The following is a 21,028-nucleotide window of genomic DNA, read 5'->3' on the forward strand; positions in this document are numbered from 1 at the left end:
AGCTGGCGTTCAGCCCTTCCGCTGATAGGGAAAGAAGCGCCGTTCGCGCAGGTCGTGCTCGATCTGCTCCAGGCTCTTGCCCTTGGTCTCCGGCACCAGGCGCCAGATGAACAGCAGCGCCACCAGGGAAATGCCGGCATAGAGCCAGAAGGTGTGGGCGGCGCCCAGCTGGGTCACCAGGCTCAGGGTGGTGAGGGTCACCAGCAGGTCGAAGCCCCAGTGGCTGAAGGCGCCGACGCTGGCGCCCTTGCCGCGCACGAACAATGGATAGACCTCGGCGTTGATCAGCCAGATGCAGACGCCGAAGCCGCCGCAATTGAGCATCAGGTAGGCGGCCAGGCAGGCCACCACCGTCCAGCGCTCGACCTCGGTCTGGGGACCGGCGCCCTGGAACAGGTAGCCCATGATGGCCAGGGCGATGATGGAGCCGGGGATCAGCGTCAGCAGGTAGCGACGACGACCGATGCGATCCACCAGGAAGCTGCCGACCACGGTCATGATCACCACCAGGATGGTGCTGCAGCCGGTGGCCAGCACCGCGGTCTGGTCGGAGAAACCGGCCTGGGTGAGGATGGTCGGTGCGTAATAGATCAGCGCGTTGTTGCCGGTGATCTGCGAGAACATGGCGATGCCCGCCCCCACCAGCAGCGCCGGTCGCACCCAGGGCGAGAACAGATCGCTCCAGCTGCCCTCCGGCGCGTTGCTCACGGTCTTGATCTCGGCCAGTTCGGCCTCGGCCGCGGCCTTGCCACCGCGCACCCGTTCCAGCACCGCCACGGCATCCTGTTCACGCCCCTTGACCAGCAGCCAGCGCGGACTCTCCGGCAGCACCGCCATGCCCGCCAGCAGGATCAGCGCCGGCACCAGGCCGAGACCGAACATCCAGCGCCAGTGCTCGTCCAGGGCGAAGCCGGTGAAATAGGCCACGGTGATGCCGAACACCACCATGAACTGGAACAGCACCACCAGCTTGCCGCGGTGCTCCGGCGGCGCCACCTCGGCGATGTACACCGGGATGATCTGGGTGGAGCTGCCGGCCGACAGGCCGAGCAGGAAGCGCGACAGGATCAAGAGGGTGACGTTGGGCGACAGTGCCGAGAGCACCGACCCCAGGGCGAATACCAGGGCCACGCCGATGATGGTCTTGCGCCGGCCGAGGCGGTCGGAGATCGGCCCGGTGCCGAGGCAACCGAACAGGGCGCCAAAGATGATGGCGCCGGTCACCAGCTGCTTGACGGTGTCGTCCATGGCGAATTCGCGGCCGAGGCCGAGCAGGGCGACGCCGATGATGCCGGTGTCGTAGCCGAACAGCAGGCCGCCCAGGGCGGCGATCACGGCGATGAGCACGACCAGCCCCTTGCGCGGGGTGGCCGCCACGGGTGCGGCGAGCGTGGGTGATGAAGCGAGCATGGGGAAATCCTTTCTTGTTTTGCCAGGGCAAGGATCGCGGCAGCGGCCAGATCCACCCGCGCAGGCGGGCCGTCGGGAGCATGGCCCAGGGAAAAGCGCGATGTGGCAGGCAGAGAAACGTTAGGTGAATCGTTTCACCTAATGATGCCAGTTGTAACAGGACTTGTGAAAAGCATCACGAAAGGCGGATCGGCAGGGCCCTAGCTGCCGATGGTCAATTCCTGGAAGCGCTGCTCGGGCAGCGCGGCCGCGCCCTGCCCCGGGCGCAGCGCCTGATCGCCCAGGCGCTCGACCAGGAAGTCGATGAACACCTTGAGCTTGGGCGGCAGGTGGCGCGTCGCCGGATAGAGCAGCCAGGCGCCACCCTGGTAGTGCGGTAGAAAGGACCAGTCCGGCAGCACCTGGACGATCTCGCCGCGGGCCAGGGCCGCCTGGGCGGTGAACAGCGGCAGGCTACCGATACCGATGTGGTTGAGCACCGCGTCCAACCGTACCCCGGTGTGGTTGGCGGCGTAGCGCCCGCGCACGTTGACGTGAACCACCTTGGCGCCCTGGCGGAATTTCCAGCGCGAATCGGCCGGCTCTTCCGCCAGGTAGATGCAGCTGTGCCCAGCCAGGTCGCGCGGGTGGGCCGGCTGGCCGTGCTCGGCCAGGTACTGCGGCGTGGCGCAGAGCAGGTGCTCGATGGTGAGCAGCTGGCGACCCACCAGCCCAGGCGGCGGGCGGTCGGTGATGCGGATGGCCAGGTCGACGTTCTCGTCGATCAGGTCGACCTGGCGGTCTTCCAGCAGCAGTTGCACGTCCACCGCCGGGTAGCGGCGCAGGAACTCGGCCATGTGCGGATGGATCACCGTGCTGCCCACCGCCTTGGGCACCGACAGCCGGACGATGCCGGCCGGTGCCTGGTTGAACTGACCGCTGACCTCCAGTACCGCCCGGGCGGCGCCAACCATGTCGCTGCAACGCCGATAGACCTCCTCCCCCGCTTCCGACAGACGCAGCTTGCGGGTGCTGCGATTGAGCAAGCGGGTGCCCAGGGCCTTCTCCAGGCGCGCCACGCTGCGACTGGTGGAAGACGGGGTCAGACCCAGCTGGCGGGCCGCCGCAGAAAAGCTGCCGCTCTCCACCACCCGCACGAAGATGGCCATCTCGCTGAACAGTGGCAGGGGAAGATTTATGCTCACAGCGCAAAATTCCTTTGGAGAGAGGGTGGATTATCACCCTTGCGCGCACTCTTTAGAATGAGGACGTTTCTCGTTCTCCAAGAGTAGTAAGACGAATGACCGAGCGCCTGTATTTCCTGAGCGACAGCCTGATCGCCGAGGTCGAGGTCCATGCCTGTACCGCCGACGGGGACGGTTATGTCGTTGAACTGCAGGCCACGCCCTTCCATCCCCAGGGGGGTGGCCAGCCCAGCGACACCGGCTGGATCGGCACGGCCGAGGTGACCCGGGTGGTCCAGGACGGCGGGCGCATTCTGCACCACACCAACCGTCCCCTGGCGCCGGGCCGCGTGCTGGCGCGGGTCGACGAAGGCCGCCGCCTGCTGCATTCGCGGCTACATTCCGCCGGGCATCTGCTCGGCCACATCGGCGAGACCCATGGCTGGAAGCCGGTCAAGGCCCATCACTGGCCGGGTGAAGGCCGCATCGAATTCGTCCCGGGCGAGGAAACCGTCGCGTTGGACGCAGAATCCCTGCAGGCGCACTTCGACGCCTTGGTGGAAGAAGACCTCCCGCTGCAAATCGAGGTGCAGGCCGACGGCCAGCGCCAGGTGCGCTTTGGCGAGGATGTGGCGCGCTATGCCTGCGGCGGGACCCATGTGCGCTCCCTGCGCAGCGTCGGGGCCTTGAGCGCCCTGGGCGTCAAGGAAAAGAAGGGGCGCCTGCTGGTGAGCTACGACATGGCTGGCGCTTGATCCACCGCCCACCTCACCCGTCGAAAGGAGGCGCCATGCTGCTCGAACTCGACGCTCTCGACACCGAGAGCCTGCTCCGTCTCACCGAAGAACGCCTGCTGGCCGTGCGTGTGCGCCGCTTCGTGCCGCGCCCGCTGGCCGACGACCTCGGCCAGCAGATCCTCGGCAACGGCTTCGCCACCTACACCAATGCCCCTAGCATCGGTCGCATCGGCATGGCGTTCTACGAGGCGGAACACCAGCGCGCGCAGATGGACGACTATTTCGCCAGCGTCGCCAGCAACCTGGAAGAATTGCGCCGGCGCTGCCGCCCCTACCTCAATCCCATCGATCTGGTGCGCTGCACCCTCGACGAGGTCTGGCCCGCCGGCGCCCACCTGCAGACCCTCTGGGGCCGCAAGATGTACGTCGGCCTGTCGCGGGTGGTGAAGCCCGGAGTGCGCTTTCTCGCCCACCACGATATCTTCGCCAAGGATGCGCCGGGCAGCGAGGAAGCCGAAAGCCTGGTCACCCAGCTGGCCTGCAACGTCTACCTGACCATGCCTAGCCTGGGCGGCGAACTGCAACTCTGGTCGCGCGAGCTGTCGCCGGAGGCCTTCGACGCCCTGCGCGGCGACAGCTACGGCATCGAACCCGACCGCCTCGGTCCGCCCTGCCTGACCCTCCGCCCCGAACCGGGCGATCTGATCCTCTTCAATTCCCGCCGCATGCACGCCGTGACCCCCGGCAACGACCATCCGCGCCTGTCGCTGTCGTGCTTCGTCGGCTATCGCGGGGCGGCCGAACCCCTCACGTACTGGAGCTGACATGTCCCCCTACCTGAGCGAATTCCTCGCCCTGGCCACCATCCACTTCCTCGCCGTACTGGCGCCAGGGCCGGACTTCGCCGTGACCGTGCGCCAGAGCGTGAGATTCGGCCGCCTGATCGGTCTCTGCACCGCCCTGGGCATCGGCGCCGGCATCTCCGTGCACGTGCTCTACACCCTGCTCGGCATCGGCGCCCTGATGCACGCCACGCCCTGGCTGCTGGGGGTCGCCAAGGTGGTCGGCGGCGCCTACATCCTCTGGCTGGGCTTCAACCTGATCCGCAGCAAGCCCACCGCCGCGCCGCTGGACGACAGCCAGTGGCAGCAGGCCGACCTACAGCGGCAGTCGCCCGGCAGGGCCTTCCTGACCGGCTTCCTGACCAATGCCACCAATCCCAAGGCCACCCTGTTCTTCCTGGCCATCTTCACCACCGTGGTCAGCGGCAGCACGCCGCTGACCGTCCAGGGCCTCTATGGCCTGTGGATGTGCGCGGTCAACGCCGCTTGGTTCGCCCTGGTCAGCCTGCTGTTTTCCAGTCCACGCGTTCGCCAAACCTTCCTGCGCCTGGGCCACTGGTTCGAGAGGACCATGGGTCTGGTGCTGGTTTTCTTCGCCGGTCGACTGCTGTTGTCGGCGCTTTGACGTCAGCCACCCCGTTTTTTGGAGGTCCGCCATGCCTTACGTCCACCGCGCTCCCGCTGGAATCCCCACGGAAAAATTCGTCGTCCGCCTGCCCGATGGCATGCGTGAACGCATCGCCGCCGTGGCCCGCTCCCATCGCCACAGCATGAACACCGAGATCGTCGCCTGGCTGGAACGCAGCCTGGTGCAGGACGGGGTCCTGGAGCAACAGCAGAGCGAAGCGGACGACGACCTGCTCAATGCCAGCGAGCAACTGCTGCTGCAGCGCTTCCGCCAGCTCAACGAGCGCCAGCAGAAGGCGCTGATCTCGGTGCTGGAACTGGAATTGCCAGTACCCGTGAACAGCCGCGAAACCGCCTGACGGCGTCCGGCGCCACCGCCGGTCGGCAGCAGGCCGCTAGCCTGGCGACCAGCCCTGACGTGCGGCTTTCAAGTATCGATCGGGACGGCCGATGAAGGGGGTCTTCGACCTCTCTTCCGGTACTCCCATGTCTGTTTCCAAAGCCTCCTGGCTGAGCAATCTCGGCATTTCCAAGAAGCTGGCCCTGGGCTTCGGCGCCCTGCTGGTCATGGTGACGGTGGTAGCCCTGTTCGGCTATCTCACCGCCAACACCCTGCTCGATCGCATCACCAAGACGCGCTACAGCGGTGAGCTCAAGGCCCACATTCTCGACGTCAGGATCGACGAGAAGAACTACCTGCTCGATCCCAGTGCCGCCAGCGTCGCCCGGCAGCAAACCGATCTGGCCGTGGTCGCGGAAGATGTCGCCAAGGGCCTGAGCTTGCTGAGCAACCCGGCCAACGTCGCCATCCTGCACAGCATTCAGCAGGAGATGAAGACCTACCAGGAGCGCTTCACCGCCCTGCAGCAGTCCAATCAGACCAGCGCCGAGGCCCAGAAGGAGCTGACCCGGGTCTCCGATAACGTCACCGAGACCTTCGACCAGTTGTTCGACCTGGTCTTCGCGCCGGGTGGCAGCTACAGCACCGCCGACCTCAAGGCCGTGGCCGAGATGAAGGCGCAGATGGTCGGTGTACGCCTGGCCATCCGTCGCTTCCTCGGCACCCCCGACGACAGCAAGTCCCAGGCGACGCTCAAGGTCATCGACGGCTTGCTCCAGACCCTGGCCAGCGCCCAGAAGCAGATCGACGGCGACACCGCCGCCCGCCTCTACAGCGCCACCCAGGACGTGACCCGCTATCGCGCCTTCTTCGAATCCATCGTCGCGCAGAATCGCCAGGCCCAGGCCACGGTCGCCAGCCTGCAGGAGCAGGGCAACAAGCTGGTGCAGTTGCTGGATCAACTGGGCGAGGGCCAGCTCAAGTCCGCCGCCGCCGAACGCCAGGCCGCCCTGTTCAAGCTGTTGCTGACCAGCCTGATCGCCCTGCTCATCGGCATCGCCGCCGCCTGGCTGATCGCCCGCCAGATCACCCAGCCGCTGGCGACCGCCATGGCCATGCTAAAGCGCGTCGCCGCCGGCGACCTGACCCCGAGCGACGCGGTGACCCGCCGTGACGAACTGGGCGAATTGCAACGCACCACCCAGGCCATGGCCGCTGACCTGCGTCAGCTCGTCAGTGGCATCGCCAGCGGCGTGGGGCAACTCAGCAGCGCGGCCGACGAACTCTCGGCCTTTGGCGTCCAGACCAGCCGTGGCGCCACCCAGCAGCGTGACGAGATGCACCAGGTGGCCACCGCCATGAACGAGATGGCGGCCACGGTGCACAACGTGGCGCAAAACACCGCCAACGCCTCCAGCGCCGCGCAGAACGCCGACAACATGGCGCGCGAAGGCAGCCGTACGGTCAAGCGCGCGGCCCAGGAAATCACCCTGGCCGCCGAAGAGGTGCAGGGCCTGGGCGCTGCCATGGAGCGCCTGGACGCCGCCAGCGGTCGCATCGGCAGCGTCATCGACGTGATCAAGGCGATCGCCGAGCAGACCAACCTGCTGGCGCTCAACGCCGCCATCGAAGCCGCCCGCGCCGGCGAACAGGGCCGCGGCTTCGCCGTGGTGGCCGACGAGGTCAGGTCCCTGGCGCAGCGGACCCAGGAATCCACCCAGGAAATCGGCGAACTCATCGCCACCCTGCAACAGGGCACCACCGAGGCCAGTGCGCGCATGCAGGCCAGTCGTGACCGTACCCTGGGCACCGTGACCCTGGCCCAGGACGCCGAGCGCGCCCTGGACGTCATCTACCAGACGGTGGCGGAAATCCAGAGCCTCAACCAGCAGATCGCCACCGCCGTGGAAGAGCAGAGCCTGGTAGCCGAGGAGATCAACGGCAACGTGGTCAAGGTCAGCGGCCTGGCCGAGGAGTCCGCCACTGCCAACGCCCATGCCGCGGCTTCGGTCAACGAACTGGCCCGCCTGGGCGGCGATCTGCAGCAGATGGTCGCGCGCTTCCGCGTCTGACCCGGCCCCGACGACGCCAGCGCTGGCGTCGTCCGACTCAGGCCTTGGGCGTCAGCAGCTGTCCCTGGATACCGTCGCCGATCACCAGGAAGTGACCACCGGCGACGTGATGCAGGGTGCGCAGGCTGTCCTGACCGCGGAAATCCCAGCGCCCCTCGCGAAACACCCGGGCATCGGCCCGGGCGGCGACCACCTCGCCAAGAAACAGGTCGTAGCCCTGCTGGTTGTGCGCCTCGGGCAGCACCCGGCATTCCAGCCAGGCCACGCAACCGGCGATCAAAGGCGCACCGACCCTTTCGCCGGCCAGCGTCTCGATGCCGTAGGCGGCGAACTTGTCCAGCTCCCGGCCGGTGGTGTTGCCCACCGTCTGCACCAGATCCACCTGGGCCGCGCAGGGCACGCTGAGCACGAAGCTGCCCTCGGCTTCCAACAGTTCGCGGGTCCAGGTCTGCTTGTCCAGCACCACCGCCACCTTGCCCGGCTCGAAATCCACCGCCATGGCCCAGGCTGCGGCCATGACGTTGCGCCGGCCGTCGTGGGCGGCGCTGACCAGCACCGTGGGGCCATGGTTGAGCAGCCGATAGGCCTTGGCCAGGGGGACGGCGGCAAGGGTCGAATTCATGGACGGACTCCGGTAGGAAAAGCCCCAGGGTAACGCAGCCCTTGCCGTCCGGCGCCGAGCGGGAAAAAAATTGCCGCTTTGCATCGCGCTCGCCAAACGCTGGGGGACATCAGGGGTCTATCGCCCACTCCCGGTATGGGATCGACAAGAAACCTGCGTTAAGGATGACCGCTATGCCCACCTGCCTGGCTCGCTCCCTTCTGCTGCTCTGCGCCTGCTATCTCGGCCTGCCGCTGGCCCATGCCGAGAACGCCAAACCGCCGCACAGCGCCCCGGCCACCCAGCCGCTGCTCTCCAGCTCCATCAACGACTTCAGCAACGAAGACTGGGATCGCGGTGTGCTGCGCCGCGTGGCCGGTCTGACCATTCCCGCTACGCCAGCCAACGTCGAGGGCTTCATCAGCGGTCGTCAGGCGCAGCTGGGCGACGGCGAGTGGCGTGCCATCACCGATGTCCAACGCGTCGGCGACAATCTGGCAGTGTTCCTTGAGGGCAAGCCGCTGGATGCCGAGGCCGTGGGTTATCCGCGGCGGCTGGCGGTGGATGACGCCCCCGGCACCGGTCGGCACCTGCAGCGCCTGCCAGGGCGCTTCAGCACCCCGATCAACGACTTCACCAACCAGGATTGGCTCAAGGGCGTCTACCGCAAGGCCGCCGGCATTTCCATCCCGGTCACCGAGCGCAATCGCGAAGAATTCAAGACCGGCGCCATCGTCCGCCTGGCCGACGGCCAGGACTATGCCGTCACCTACGTCAACGAATTCGGCCGCAGCATGGCGGTGTTTCTCGACAGCCCGGCGCTGCCCGGGGAGAAGTACGGCTATCCGCGCCAGCTGACCTTCGTCGCGCCACCGCCCAAGCCTTGAGACCGAGGCGGACCAGCGCTGGTAGAATCCCCCGCCCAGCGTCGTCACCCCTCGGTCCGCCATGTCCAAGCTCAACCCCCGCCAGGCCGAAGCCGTGGCCTACATCAGCGGCCCTCTGCTGGTGCTGGCCGGCGCCGGCTCCGGCAAGACCAGCGTCATCACCCGCAAGATCGCCTACCTCGTACAGCAGTGCGGCATCCGCGCCCAGTACATCTGCGCCGTGACCTTCACCAACAAGGCGGCGCGCGAGATGAAGGCGCGGGTGGCCAGCCTGCTCAAGGCCGGCGAAGGCCGCGGCCTGACCGTCTCGACCTTTCACAACCTCGGGCTGAACATCATTCGCCGCGAGTACGTGCATCTGGGCTACAAGCCGGGCTTCTCCATCTTCGACGAGGGCGACATCAAGGCGCTGCTCACCGACATCATGCAGAAGGAGTGCCAGGGCGACGACGGCCTGGACGAGATCAAGAACTACATCGGCAACTGGAAGAACGACCTCATCCTGCCGGAAGAGGCCCTGGAAAAGGCGCGCACGCCCAAGGAGCAGACCGCCGCGGTGGTCTACCTGCACTACCAGCGCACCCTCAAGGCCTATAACGCGGTCGACTTCGACGACCTCATCCTGATGCCGGTGAAGCTGTTCCAGGAGCATCCCGAGGTGCTGGAGCGCTGGCGCAACCGCATCCGCTACATGCTGGTGGACGAATATCAGGACACCAACACCAGCCAGTACCTGCTGGTGAAGATGCTGGTGCAGGAGCGCGCCCAGTTCACCGTGGTGGGCGACGACGACCAGTCGATCTACGCCTGGCGCGGCGCGCGGCCGGAAAACCTGATGCAGCTCAAGGACGACTTCCCTTCGCTCAAGGTGGTGATGCTGGAGCAGAACTACCGCTCCACCAGTCGCATCCTCAAGTGCGCCAACGTGCTCATCGCCAACAATCCCCATGTGTTCGAGAAGCAGCTGTGGAGCGAGATGGGGCACGGGGACCCGATCCGGGTGCTGCGCTGCAAGAACGAGGACGGCGAGGCCGAGCGCATCGCCCTGGAAATCCTCACCCTGCACCTCAAGACCCAGCGGCCCTACGCGGACTTCGCCATCCTCTATCGCGGCAACCACCAGGCCAAGCTGATGGAGCTCAAGCTGCAGCACCACCAGATCCCCTACCGGCTCTCCGGCGGCACCAGCTTCTTCGCCCGCCAGGAGGTCAAGGACGTGATGTCCTACCTGCGCCTGCTGGTGAATCCGGACGACGACAACGCCTTCCTGCGGGTGATCAACGTACCGCGTCGGGAGATCGGCTCCACCACCCTGGAAAAGCTCGGCAACTATGCCGGCAGCCGCGACCTGTCGATGTACGCCGCGGCCGACGAGATCGGCCTGGGCGAGCACCTGGATGCCCGCTTCACCGAGCGCCTGGGGCGTTTCAAGCGCTGGATGGATGGCGTGCGCCAGAACTGCGCCGGCGAAGATCCCATCGGCGCCCTGCGCAGCATGGTGATGGACATCGACTACGAGAACTGGATCCGCCAGAACGCCAGCTCCGACAAGGTCGCCGATTTCCGCATGGGCAACGTCTGGTTCCTCATGGATGCGCTGAAGAACATCCTGGAAAAGGACGAGGACGGCCAGATGACCATCGAGGACGCCATCGCCAAGCTGGTCCTGCGCGACATGCTCGAACGCCAGCAGGAGGAAGAGGAAGGCGCCGACGGGGTGCAGATGATGACCCTGCACGCCTCCAAGGGCCTGGAATTCCCCTATGTGTTCATCATGGGCATGGAGGAAGAGATCCTGCCGCACCGCTCCAGCATCGAGGCCGACACCATCGAGGAGGAGCGCCGCCTGGCCTACGTGGGCATCACCCGCGCGCGCCAGACCCTGGCCTTCACCTACGCCACCCGGCGCAAGCAGTACGGCGAGCTGATCGACTGCACGCCCAGCCGCTTCCTCGACGAGCTGCCGCCCGAGGACCTGCAATGGGAAGGCCTGGACGAGGCCCCCCAGGAGCAGAAGGCCGCCCGCGGCAACGATGCCCTGGCGGCGATGCGGGCGATGCTCAAACGTTGAGGGGAAGGCCTTCACTGGGATCACCCTCACCCCAGCCCTCTCCCGGAGGGAGAGGGGGCGTCCGCAGTCACCACCGGGTTTCGCCATACGCCGATCAGTCCCTTCTCCCCGGGGGGAGAGGGTTAGGGTGAGGGCCCACCCCGCGCCGGGCTGACACCCTCACCCCCAGCCCCTCTCCCCGAGGGAGAGGGGAGCAAACAGCCCCCCTGCACCCACACCGCTCTTCCCCTTCTCACCCGAGATGAGGGCCCGCACCGCACCAGCCTGACACCCTCGCACCTCCCCCACGCCGCTCTTCCCCCTCTCCCCCTGGGAGAGGGCCGGGGTGAGGGCCCACCCAGCCTAGATCCCTACCCCCAAAACGACAACGCCCCCGCTGCCGGTCAGGCAACGGGGGCGGTGCTATGGCCGCGCCGGGCGCTTACTTGGCGAAGTTGGTCACCATGTCGAAGATCGGCTTGGGTCGCTTGAGGTCGTACATCATCCCGAAGTGGCGCTCGTGGATCACCGAGAGACTCGGCTCATCGAGCAATTCGTAGACGTTGATCTCGGCCACCACGTCCTTGTAGCTGGTGTTGAGCACCGTGAGCATCTGCTTGACGCTGTCGTAGCAGGCCCGATCGCCGTCACGGCCGCCATCGGTGTTGCCCTGGTAGACGTTGCCGCAGTTCATCTCGTTGAAGAACACCTTGGTCCTGTACTTGGTGGCCATGGCGCGCATCTGCCCCAGGTACATGTCCATCCAGTAGCCCTTGTCGTCGAAGTACGGGTAGTAGTGGAAGCTGATGTAGTCGAAGTTGAAGCCTGACGCCCGGGCCTGGTCGAGGAACCACATGGCACCGTTGCGATCACCCGGGCAACGGGCGGTGGCGGTGCGGTCGTCCGAGTTGCACGCCATCACGTTGATGGTGGTCTTGAGGTTGGCGCCCAGCTCATCCGAAGCCTGCTTGATCCCGCGGTAGATGCCGACCAGGGTATTGATGCGCTCCTGGGCACCCGCCTTGGAATAGTCCTGCTCGTTGCCGACCTCCCAGATCTTGATGTCGTTGGCGTAGCGCTTGGCCAGGGCATAGGCCTGCGCCTGGGTCAGCTTGTGGGTGATGACCGGCCGCAGGGTGATGTTGTACTTGCGGGCCAGGGCGACCAGACGATCCAGCTCGGGCAGGTTCATCACCAGGTACTCGCCGGAGCGATAGGTACGCAGGTTGCGCGCCGCCAGGACCTGCAACCGGGCCTCCATCTCGGCCGGCGGATAGGCGGCGCTGTTGTCGTGGCCGACCACCCCCAGGGGGATGTTCTTGTAGCCGCTCAGCGGGGCCGAGGCGACCGCCCCGCCAGTGACCGGCTGGACCACGTTCTGCACCGGTTGCACGCTGGCCGCAGGGGTCGGCGTGGTCGTGGTGGTGCCCTGGGCCAGCGCCGCGCTCACCTTCTTGTCGAAGGCGGCCTTGTCGTCGCCGGCAGCGGCGCGCAGGACTTCCAGCGGCAGGTTGGCCCGGGAGGTGACGCCATTGGCCAGCCGGCTGCTCCAATAGGCGCTGCCACTGCTGTCGGCGCTTCGGCCATAGAGGGTCTGATAGACCTTGTTGACCAGGGCGGCGCCGCTCAGGGATCCGTAAAGCGTGGTCGACTCGCCATTGGCGGCAAAGGTGGCCGCCAGTTGCTCGACGCTCAGGTCGCTGGCCAGTCGCGAGGCCCAGTAGTTGAGGCCACCGGCATCGGCCGCCCGGCCATAGTAGGCCAGGTAGAGCTGCTCGACGGTGGTCAGCTTGGTGGCATTGGCGGCATTGCCTGCGGTGCCCGTGGCGGCGCCGGTGGTCGCCCCTGCCGCGGCGGTGCTACCCGTGGCGGTCCCCGTGGTGCCGGTACCCGTGGTCGGCGCGACGCCGGTGGTGGTGCCAGTGGTGGCTCCAGCAGTGCCCGTGGCGCCGGTACCGCCGGTGGTGCCCGCGGTCACACCGCTGGTGGCGGTCCCGGTCTTGGGTGGTGTGGCGGCGGTCGGCGCTACCTGCGGGCCGATGGCGGCGCAGCTGTCCTTGTCCAGGTACTTGGCCAGCACCGCCCACTGCGGACGCTCCTTGCCATTGATCGGTTCGACCGCCTGATTGTAGGTACCCCAGCCCGGCCCGGCGGCCCAGTAGGTGGCCGGAATGCAGTTCTGCTTCAGATAGGCCAGCATGCCGTCGAGAATGGGCAACCAGCGCGCATCCGTGTCAGGTACGCCGAAGCCGCCGATGAAGCCGCGCTTGTTGTTGGCCTTGAGCCAGGCGACGAAGGGCTTGAGCCGCTCGACACCATAGCTGGGCGAGAGGGTCGCCACGTTCAGGCTGCCGTCGAAGAAGGCCTGGGCCATGAAGATCAGGTTGTTGGCCGGATCGTTGAGCTTGAGCAGGGCGTCGTTCCACTGCGGCCAACGGGTGGTGTCGGCCCAGCCGTTGCCCTCGATGAAGATCGGATGGGTCGAATCGACCGCGCGCACGCCATCGATGCCGTACTGGGCGGCGATCGGCCAGTTGCTCACGGCGTCGTGGGGCTCGTTCATGATGTCGTAGCCATAGAGCGCCGCATGGGTGCCCCAACGCTGGGCGATACGGGTCATGAGATTCTGGAAGGCCTCGTAGGGGACTTCGCCCGCGCCGATGACCTTGCCCTGATAACGGGCGTAGTTGTGCAGATCGAGGATGACCTTGACGCCGTACTTCTGGGCGTAGCCCAGGGTGCGATCGACCAGGCCGGCGTAGGTGGGATCGAGATTGACCCCCATGGACGGTTGCAGGCGCTCCCAGAGAATGGGGAAGCGCACCAGCTTCACGCCCTTGGCGCTCCACTGCTGGAAATGGCTCTCGGCCGGAAAGATGAAGTTGCGGTCGTTGACACCGGGCAATACCTGGGCGGCGAAGGTGGCGCCGGAGAAGTTGAGACCGACCAGGTCAACGGCCTGGGCGGAGGTGGCAAGCGAAGCGGTGGCGAACAGGGCAGGCAAGAGCAGCGCCTGACGCGGCAGGCGGCGGGAGATGGAGCTAAGGATTGTCATCAAGAAGGAACCAGATAGGCCGAGGTGCGCGATTCGATCCGTGCATCCCACCTCGGTACAGCAGGAAAACTGCCGGGGAAGATCGTTTCCTCAGCACCTGCGAAGCCTAGTGCAAGCGCTAGACCAAGAAGAACCCGTGCCATCACGAAGCAGGGGTGAACGCGGTGTTTTGCCAGATGTACGGTGCCGATGATGGCACTTTCGCTACCACTCGTCGCTGACTGCCTGGTCACGCAAAGAGCCGATCCCCAGGCAAAAGTCAGACTTGTCTGCTTTCTGGCGGCTCAAGGCGCTCCGGCATAGCGGCGGACCAGTTCCATGACCGGTTTGGGCCGATCCAGGTCGTACATCAGCCCGAAGTGACGCTCATGGGCAACCGGATGGGTCGGCTCGTCGAGCAGTTCATAGACGTTGATCTCGCGGACGATGTCGCGATAGCGCCCATTGAGCTCGGAGAGGATGTACTCGAGGCTGTCATAACAGCTGCGATCGCCCGGCCGACCGCCGTCGGTGGTGCCCTTGTAGATCTCCGCGCAATTGACCTCGTTGTAGAAGATCTGCGTCCGGTACTTGGCCGCCATGGCGCGCATCTGCCCCAGGTAGAGATCCATCCAGTGACCGCGGTCGTGGTAATGCGGGTAGTAGTGGAAGCTGATGTAGTCGAAATCGAAACCGGCGGCCTTGGCCTGATCGAGAAACCACATGGAGCCCAGGCGATCGCCCGGGCAGCGCGCCTTGGGCCCGGTGTCGTAGGAATTGCAGGACATCACGTTGATGGTGGTCTTGAGATCGGCGTTCAGCTCGTCGGAGGCGCGCCGGATGCCCCGATAGATATCCACCAGCCGACTGATGCGGATGCTGGCGCCGATCCGCGAGTGATCCTGCTCATTGCCGATTTCCCAGATCTTGATGTCGTTGGCATAGCGCTTGGCCAGGGCATAGGCCTGGGCCTGGGTCAGTTGCTGGGTGATCACCGGCCTCAGGGTGATGTGGTACTGGCGGGCCAGGGCCACCAGGCGATCCAGGCGCGGCAGATCCAGCAGCAGGAATTCGCCGGAGCGGTAGCTGCGCAGGTTGTAGCGGTCGAGCAGCTGCAGGCGCTTTTCCATCTGTGCATCGGGATAGGCGGCGTTGTTGTCGTGACCGACCACCCCCAGGGGGATGTAGGGCAATTCGGGCAGGGTAACAGGCTCGGCGGCCCGGACCGTGCCACCCAGGCACAGGGCAGCGACCAGGCCGAACCAGGGCGACATTCGAGGCATCAGACGCATCCTTGCAGGTGGGCAGCAGAGCGGCGGAGCATGGCAAAGCGCCGCCAGTGCCTCAATCATGGATGACTCCAGGCTGCGACCCCCCGCACAACCAGGCGCGTTACAGTAGGTGTCCGCGCGCCTTGTCGAGGACCTGCCCATGACCGCCAACCTGCTGCTGGCCCAGGCCTGCAACAATCGCTGGTCGAACCACCGCCTGCTGGTCGCCTGCACCACCTTGCCGGCCGCTGCCCTGCACGCAGCCCAACCCGCCGCCTTCTTTGGTTCGCTCTGGGCACTGCTCGGCCATCTGCTGGACGTGGATCTCTTCTATCTCGATGCGCTACATGACCAGCCCCGGCCTTATCAGGACACGGACTGGCCTGACCTGGCGACACTGTGTGCGGCCCAGATCGCCAGCGACCAGCGCCTGATCGCCCTGTGTCGCGGCCTCGCTCCCCAGCAGCTGACCGGACTCATCACCCTGCCCCGCGCCAGCGGCCCGGTACGGGAACAGCGACTGCGCACCCTGCAGCATCTCTTCGTGCACCAGCTGCACCACCGCGGCCAGGCCCACGCCCTGCTCCTGGCCAGCGGCGTCGCCCCGCCGCAACTGGACGAATTCTTTCTCGCCCAGGACGAACCGCTGCGCCGGACGGAGCTGGCGGCGTTGGGGATCGATGAAGGGGAGTTGTGGGGAATCGCCCCGTAGCTTGGGTTGAGCGCCGCGCAGCCCAACAGGCCTTACCTCAACGTGGCGGCAATGTTGGGCTTCGACGATAGAGCTGTCTCAGCCCAACCTACGGTTTCGAGCGCCCACTCGGACAGCCCCCTCTCCCTCCGGGAGAAGGTTGGGGTGAGGGCCGCCCCAGATACCGGCCTCCAGGTGGAAAAGGCTGCGCCGTTTTCCACCCTACGACCGCCATAACGCAAGTGCTTAGAAACTCGCCGGCGTGGTCGCACTGATCAGCCGGGCGGGGGCTTCGAAGGGATTGCGGAAGCGATGCGGGCGGCTGCTTTCGAAGTAGTAGCTGTCGCCCGGTTCGAGGATGTGCACCTCGCCGCCCACGGTCAGCTCCAGGCGGCCTTCCACCACCAGGCCGGCCTCCTCGCCCTCATGGGCGTACATTTCTTCGCCAGTGTCGGCGCCCGGTGGATAAGTCTCGTCGAGAAAGGCCAGGGCGCGACTGGGATGGGCCCGGCCGACCAGGCGCATGCGCACGGTGTGGGCGCCGCTGGAGATGTCGATGAGCTCATTGGCGCGATAGACCACCTGGGTCGGCGCGTCCTGTTCCAGGTCCAGGGAAAAGAATTCCACCAGAGACATGGGGATGCCGGCCAGCACCTTTTTCAGCGAGCTGATGGAGGGGCTGACGCTGTTCTTCTCGATCATCGAGATGGTGCTGTTGGTCACCCCGGCACGCTTGGCGAGCTCGCGCTGGGACAGGCCCTTGAGGGTACGGATGGTTTGCAGGCGGGCACCGACGTCCAAGGTGGAGAAAACTCCTCGAGCAGGCGGGTGAGACGTGGCCAGGCCACGCGCGATAGGCGTGCCGCGGCACGGTGTTCGGCATCATGGCAACGCTGTTCGAGATTTACAACACCAGGGCGGACGTGCGGCCTTGCCGCCCTCACCTGGCTTGGATAGCGGCCAAAGACCGCCCAGGGGCTAGTCGCGATAGCTGCGCGGCACCCGCTTGAGGTTGCACAGCAACTGGTAGGGGATGGTGTCGCAGCGCTCGGCCAGGTCCGCCACCGACACCTGGCGGCCCCAGAATTCCACCTCGCTGCCCACCCCGGCCTGGGGATGATCGGTGAGGTCGACGGTGAGCATGTCCATGGATACCCGGCCGATCAGCTGGCCGGGGCGCCCTTCGATGGCCACCGGGGTGCCATTGGGCGCATGGCGCGGATAGCCGTCGGCATAGCCCAAGGCAACCACCCCGACCCGGGTCGGCCCGGCGGTGACGAAGCGCGCGCCATAACCCACCGGTTCGCCGGCCGGCAATTCACGCACGGCGATCACCCGGGAGGTCAGGGTCATCACCGGTTGCAGCCGCTCGGCGGCGGCCTGGGGCGTGGCGAAGGGCGTCACGCCATAGAGCATCAGCCCCGGCCGCACCCAGTCGCCAGCCGCCTGGGGCCAGCCCAGGGTCGCGGGGGAATTGCGCAGGCTGGTGGGGCCCGGCAGGCCCTCGGTGGCGGCGCGGAAGGTGGCGATCTGCACGCTGGTGGCGGGGCTGTCCGGTTCGTCGGCGCGGGCGAAGTGGGTGAGCTTGACGATGCCGCTGACCTTGCCGCTAGCCAGCAGCCGGTGATAGGCGGCGGCGTAGTCCTGGGGAAAGAAGCCGACCCGGTGCATGCCCGAATCCAGCTTCAGCCAGACCTGCAGCGGGCGCGCCAGGGCGGTCCGCTCCAGCGCCTCCAGTTGCCAGTCGGCGTGGATCACCGTCCAGAGCTCGTGCTCGGCGATCAGCGGCAATTCGTCGATGCCGAAGAAGCCTTCCAGCAGCAGGATGGGCGCGCGGATCCCCGCGGCGCGCAGCTCCAGCGCCTCCTCGATGCAAGCCACGGCGAAGCCGTCAGCCTCGCTGGCCAGGGCCTTGGCCACTGCCACCGCGCCGTGCCCATAGGCATCGGCCTTGATCACCGCCAGGGCACGGGCATCGGAGAGTTCACGGGCCAGGCGATAGTTCTGGCGCAGGGCGGCAAGGTCGATGACGGCGCGGGCGGGACGCATGGGAGGTCTCGGCAGAGAAAGGGAAAGTTTGGGGGCGTGAAACACCCTCACCCCGGCCCTCTCCCAGAGGGAGAGGGGGAATAGCGGTCTTACGCCTTGACGGCGGCGATGACGTTCATCTCCACCAGGATGTCCGGCTTGGCCAGCTTGGCTTCGACGGTGGTGCGACCCGGGGTGGCGCCCTGGGCGGCCCATTCGTCCCAGGCGCGATTCATGCCCTCGAAATGCAGGGCGATGTCGCGCAGGAAGATGGTCACCACCAGGATGTGTTCCTTGTCGCTGCCGGCCTCGGCGAGGAATTTGTCGACATTGGCCAGGGTCTCGCGGGTCTGCTGGTAGATGTCGCCGGAAAAGTCGTCGGCCAGTTGACCGGCCAGATAGACGGTGCCGTTATGGATATTGATTTCGCTCAGGCGGCGATCAGTGTGCAGACGCTGTACGGGCATTGCGCGGGGACTCCTGGGTGGCGGAATAACGGGAGATGTCGAGACCCTCAGCGCTGATCTGCGGCTGCTTGCGCGCGATCAGGTCGGCCAGCAGACGACCGGAGCCGCAGGCCATGGTCCAGCCCAGCGTCCCGTGCCCGGTGTTGAGGAACAGGTTGCGATAGCGGGTGGCGCCGACGATGGGGGTCCCGTCCGGGGTGGCGGGTCGCAGGCCGGTCCAGAAGCTGGCCCGGGCGAGGTCGCCACCGCGAGGATAGAGATCCCCAGTGATCATTTCCAGGGTCGCGCGGCGCCGCGGATCCAGGTTCAGATCGAAGCCGCAGATCTCGGCCATGCCGCCGACGCGGATGCGATCGTCGAAGCGGGTGATGGCGACCTTGTAGGTCTCGTCGAGGATGGTCGAGGTCGGTGCCATGGCGGCATCGACGATGGGTACCGTCAGCGAATAGCCCTTGAGCGGATAGACCGGCGCGCGGATGCCCAGGGGTGCCAGCAATTGCGGCGAATAGCTGCCCAGAGCCAGCACATAGTGATCGGCGGTGAGCAGTTCGCCATCGACCTTGACGCCATCGATACGGTCGCCACTGGCGCTGAGTTGCTGGATGTCGGCGCCGAAGCGGAATTCCACGCCCAGGCGGCGGGCTTCCTCGGCCAGGCGATTGGTGAACAGGAAGCAGTCACCGGTCTGGTCGTTGGGCAGGCGCAGGCCGCCGGCCAGCTTGTGCTTGACCGCCGCCAACGCCGGTTCGACCCGGGCCACACCGTCGCGGTCGAGCAGTTCGAAGGGCACGCCGGAACGCTCCAGGACGGCGATGTCCTTGGCCGCGGCCTCCACCTGCTGCTGAGTGCGGAAGATCTGGGTGGTACCCAACTGGCGGCCTTCGTAGGCGATGCCGGTGTCCTGGCGCAGCTCGTCGAGGCAGTCGCGGCTATATTCGGACAGCCGCACCATGCGTTCCTTGTTCACCGCATAGCGCGCAGCCGTGCAGTTGCGCAGCATCTGCGCCATCCACAGGTATTGGCTGCTGTCGCCGGTCAGACGGATAGCCAGGGGCGCGTGCTTCTGGAACAGCCACTTCAATGCCTTGAGCGGCACGCCGGGCGCAGCCCAGGGCGAGGCATAGCCAGGGGAGACCTGACCGGCGTTGGCATGGCTGGTCTCCAGGGCAGGACCGGCCTGGCGATCGACCACGACCACCTCGAAACCCTGACGGGCCAGATAGTAGGCGCTGGTCGTGCCGATGACGCCGCTACCCAAAACCAGTACACGCATCGCTAGCTCCTGGCCGGTGAGAGGATTTCGCCGGCTTTCGTCGGAATGAAGGCAGATACGGCAAGTATAGAAAGCCGCACGCAGTGCTAATCACTGAAGAATTGCCTATATTCGGAGTAATTTTCCGGTAAAGACCCCTTTGGCAGAGACCCCCGCGATGCGTACCCATCACCAGGCCAGACGCGAGCTGGACAAGATCGACCGCAACATCCTGCGCATCCTCCAGGACGATGGCCGCATCTCCTTCACCGAACTGGGCGAGCGCGTGGGCCTGTCCACCACGCCCTGCACCGAGCGCGTCCGCCGCCTGGAGCGTGAAGGCATCATCCAGGGCTACAACGCTCGGCTGAATCCACAGCACCTCAAGGCTGGCCTGCTGGTGTTCGTGGAACTGAGCCTGGACTACAAGTCCGGCGACACCTTCGAGGAATTCCGCCGCGCCGTGCTCAAGCTGCCCCAGGTGCTGGAATGCCACCTGGTCTCCGGCGAATTCGACTACCTGGTCAAGGCGCGCATCTCCGAGATGGCCTCCTATCGCAAGCTACTGGGCGACATCCTGCTCAAGCTGCCCCACGTGCGCGAATCCAAGAGCTACATCGTGATGGAAGAGATCAAGGAGACCCTGAGCCTGCCCGTGCCGGACTAACGGCTGGCGATCCCGGCGCTGGGCGTCTAGGCTGCGGTCTTTCGCCTGATGGCCAAGGAGGCCGCCCATGGACCCACGCCAGCGTCAGCTCATCACCGCCGCCAATCGTCAGGCCTGGGAGGTGTCGGCGCCGCTCCATGCCCAGGGTGAGGACTGGCAGCGCTTGCTGGAACAGGCCCGGCAGCCGGGCTTTTCGGTCCTCGACGCCTGCCTGACCGCCACCCTCGGCGACCTGGACATCCGCGGACTGAGCTGCGCCCAGGTCGGCTGCAACAATGCCCGCGAACTGCTCTCCCTGGCTGCCCTCGGCGCCCGGCCCGCACTGGGCATCGACCAGTCGCCCGCCTTCCTCGCTCAGGGCGAGCAACTGGCCGGGGCGGCAGGCCTGACGCCCCGGTTGGTAGCCGCCGACATCTATGCGCTGCCCGAGGATCTCGGCCAGCATGACCTGGTGCTGATCACCATCGGCGTGTTGAACTGGATGCCGGATCTGCCAGCCTTCTTCGCCGCAGTGGCCGGTCTGCTGGCCCCGGGTGGGCGCCTGGTGATCTACGAGACCCATCCATTCCTGGAAATGTTCGAGCCCCACGCGGACCAGCCGCTGCTGCCCCACTACAGCTACTTCCGCCGTGAGCCCCTGGTCAGCGAGGCGCTCATCGCCTATGACGGCGAATCTCATGGGCAGGGCGCAACGAGCTACTGGCATATCCACACCCTGGGCGCCATCGTCACCGCCAGCCTGGACGCCGGCCTGATCCTGCAACGGCTGGAGGAGCATTCGCACTCCAATCGCGAGGTCGACTATGACCGCTACAGCGGCCAGACCGCCCAGTTGCCGATGAGCTTTACCCTGGTGGCACAACGCCCGACGGCTTAGCATGGTCCCCTT

General features: G+C 66.3%; 19 protein-coding genes and 1 pseudogene. 11 read left to right on the forward strand and 9 right to left on the reverse strand.

What is annotated here, in order from left to right:
• Positions 1-9: 9 nt before the first annotated feature.
• Positions 10-1,410 (reverse strand): sugar porter family MFS transporter, encoded by a 1,401-nt coding sequence (locus tag NRG74_RS16030; RefSeq protein ID WP_257704773.1) that lies wholly within the window; start codon positions 1,408-1,410, stop codon positions 10-12.
• Between the two features lie 200 nt (positions 1,411-1,610).
• Positions 1,611-2,594, reverse strand: a complete 984-nt coding sequence (locus NRG74_RS16035) for a LysR family transcriptional regulator (RefSeq protein ID WP_064306869.1) — start codon at positions 2,592-2,594, stop codon at positions 1,611-1,613.
• A gap of 95 nt (positions 2,595-2,689) precedes the next feature.
• Between NRG74_RS16035 and NRG74_RS16040 the strand changes: the two genes are divergently transcribed.
• From NRG74_RS16040 to NRG74_RS24675, 6 genes and pseudogenes are all read left to right on the forward strand, one after another.
• A complete protein-coding gene (locus NRG74_RS16040; RefSeq protein ID WP_257704774.1) occupies positions 2,690-3,328 on the forward strand; it encodes an alanyl-tRNA editing protein in 639 nt (212 codons plus the stop codon).
• Positions 3,329-3,363: 35 nt separating this feature from the next.
• On the forward strand, positions 3,364-4,134 hold the full coding sequence (locus tag NRG74_RS16045; protein WP_257704775.1) for a 2OG-Fe(II) oxygenase: 771 nt from the start codon (positions 3,364-3,366) through the stop codon (positions 4,132-4,134).
• Position 4,135: 1 nt separating this feature from the next.
• The gene (locus NRG74_RS16050) at positions 4,136-4,777 is read left to right on the forward strand and encodes a LysE family translocator (RefSeq protein WP_017639876.1); all 642 of its coding nucleotides are present in this window, start codon (positions 4,136-4,138) and stop codon (positions 4,775-4,777) included.
• Between the two features lie 31 nt (positions 4,778-4,808).
• Entirely contained in the window at positions 4,809-5,138 is a 330-nt protein-coding gene (locus NRG74_RS16055; protein ID WP_257704776.1) for an Arc family DNA-binding protein, read from the forward strand.
• 208 nt (positions 5,139-5,346) lie between these two features.
• Positions 5,347-6,444: pseudogene (locus NRG74_RS24670) on the forward strand (methyl-accepting chemotaxis protein); the annotation flags it as partial.
• Positions 6,445-6,486: 42 nt separating this feature from the next.
• Positions 6,487-7,191, forward strand: coding sequence for a methyl-accepting chemotaxis protein (locus tag NRG74_RS24675; protein ID WP_437181196.1), 705 nt, complete (start codon positions 6,487-6,489; stop codon positions 7,189-7,191).
• A 37-nt stretch (positions 7,192-7,228) separates the two neighbouring features.
• Here NRG74_RS24675 and NRG74_RS16065 read toward each other — a convergent pair whose 3' ends face one another.
• A complete protein-coding gene (locus tag NRG74_RS16065) occupies positions 7,229-7,813 on the reverse strand; it encodes a flavin reductase family protein (protein WP_257704778.1) in 585 nt (194 codons plus the stop codon).
• A 173-nt stretch (positions 7,814-7,986) separates the two neighbouring features.
• Between NRG74_RS16065 and NRG74_RS16070 the strand changes: the two genes are divergently transcribed.
• Both NRG74_RS16070 and rep read left to right on the forward strand, forming a co-directional pair.
• Complete coding sequence (locus NRG74_RS16070) at positions 7,987-8,679, forward strand: hypothetical protein (protein WP_064306873.1); 693 nt, start codon at positions 7,987-7,989, stop codon at positions 8,677-8,679.
• A gap of 61 nt (positions 8,680-8,740) precedes the next feature.
• Positions 8,741-10,750, forward strand: coding sequence for a DNA helicase Rep (rep, locus tag NRG74_RS16075; protein WP_257704779.1), 2,010 nt, complete (start codon positions 8,741-8,743; stop codon positions 10,748-10,750).
• Positions 10,751-11,171: 421 nt separating this feature from the next.
• Here the strand turns inward: rep and NRG74_RS16080 are convergent, their stop codons facing one another.
• Both NRG74_RS16080 and NRG74_RS16085 read right to left on the reverse strand, forming a co-directional pair.
• Complete coding sequence (locus tag NRG74_RS16080) at positions 11,172-13,784, reverse strand: cellulase family glycosylhydrolase (protein ID WP_257704780.1); 2,613 nt, start codon at positions 13,782-13,784, stop codon at positions 11,172-11,174.
• Between the two features lie 284 nt (positions 13,785-14,068).
• Positions 14,069-15,046 (reverse strand): glycosyl hydrolase 53 family protein, encoded by a 978-nt coding sequence (locus NRG74_RS16085; protein WP_231357184.1) that lies wholly within the window; start codon positions 15,044-15,046, stop codon positions 14,069-14,071.
• Between the two features lie 148 nt (positions 15,047-15,194).
• Between NRG74_RS16085 and NRG74_RS16090 the strand changes: the two genes are divergently transcribed.
• Entirely contained in the window at positions 15,195-15,746 is a 552-nt protein-coding gene (locus tag NRG74_RS16090) for a DinB family protein (RefSeq protein WP_257704781.1), read from the forward strand.
• Positions 15,747-15,971: 225 nt separating this feature from the next.
• Here NRG74_RS16090 and NRG74_RS16095 read toward each other — a convergent pair whose 3' ends face one another.
• From NRG74_RS16095 to dadA, 4 genes are all read right to left on the reverse strand, one after another.
• Positions 15,972-16,526, reverse strand: coding sequence for a cupin domain-containing protein (locus NRG74_RS16095; RefSeq protein ID WP_257704782.1), 555 nt, complete (start codon positions 16,524-16,526; stop codon positions 15,972-15,974).
• 177 nt (positions 16,527-16,703) lie between these two features.
• Positions 16,704-17,774 (reverse strand): alanine racemase, encoded by a 1,071-nt coding sequence (gene alr / locus NRG74_RS16100; protein ID WP_257704783.1) that lies wholly within the window; start codon positions 17,772-17,774, stop codon positions 16,704-16,706.
• An 89-nt stretch (positions 17,775-17,863) separates the two neighbouring features.
• The gene (locus tag NRG74_RS16105) at positions 17,864-18,220 is read right to left on the reverse strand and encodes a RidA family protein (RefSeq protein ID WP_059313211.1); all 357 of its coding nucleotides are present in this window, start codon (positions 18,218-18,220) and stop codon (positions 17,864-17,866) included.
• Positions 18,195-19,493: a D-amino acid dehydrogenase gene (dadA, locus tag NRG74_RS16110; RefSeq protein ID WP_160924236.1), complete on the reverse strand. Its 1,299-nt coding sequence runs from the start codon at positions 19,491-19,493 to the stop codon at positions 18,195-18,197. Before dadA ends, NRG74_RS16105 begins: the two co-directional genes overlap by 26 nt.
• A gap of 157 nt (positions 19,494-19,650) precedes the next feature.
• On the opposite strand from dadA, the gene NRG74_RS16115 reads away from it, so the two are divergent.
• Together NRG74_RS16115 and NRG74_RS16120 are read left to right on the forward strand one after the other, a co-directional pair.
• Positions 19,651-20,139 (forward strand): Lrp/AsnC ligand binding domain-containing protein, encoded by a 489-nt coding sequence (locus tag NRG74_RS16115; RefSeq protein ID WP_007159864.1) that lies wholly within the window; start codon positions 19,651-19,653, stop codon positions 20,137-20,139.
• A gap of 67 nt (positions 20,140-20,206) precedes the next feature.
• Positions 20,207-21,016 carry a class I SAM-dependent methyltransferase gene (locus NRG74_RS16120; RefSeq protein WP_257704784.1) on the forward strand — a complete coding sequence of 270 codons (810 nt, stop codon included), beginning with the start codon at positions 20,207-20,209 and terminating at the stop codon, positions 21,014-21,016.
• Positions 21,017-21,028: the final 12 nt, after the last annotated feature.

This window comes from Pseudomonas oryzihabitans (assembly GCF_024652905.1).
GTDB classification, from domain to species: domain Bacteria; phylum Pseudomonadota; class Gammaproteobacteria; order Pseudomonadales; family Pseudomonadaceae; genus Chryseomonas; species Chryseomonas benzopyrenica.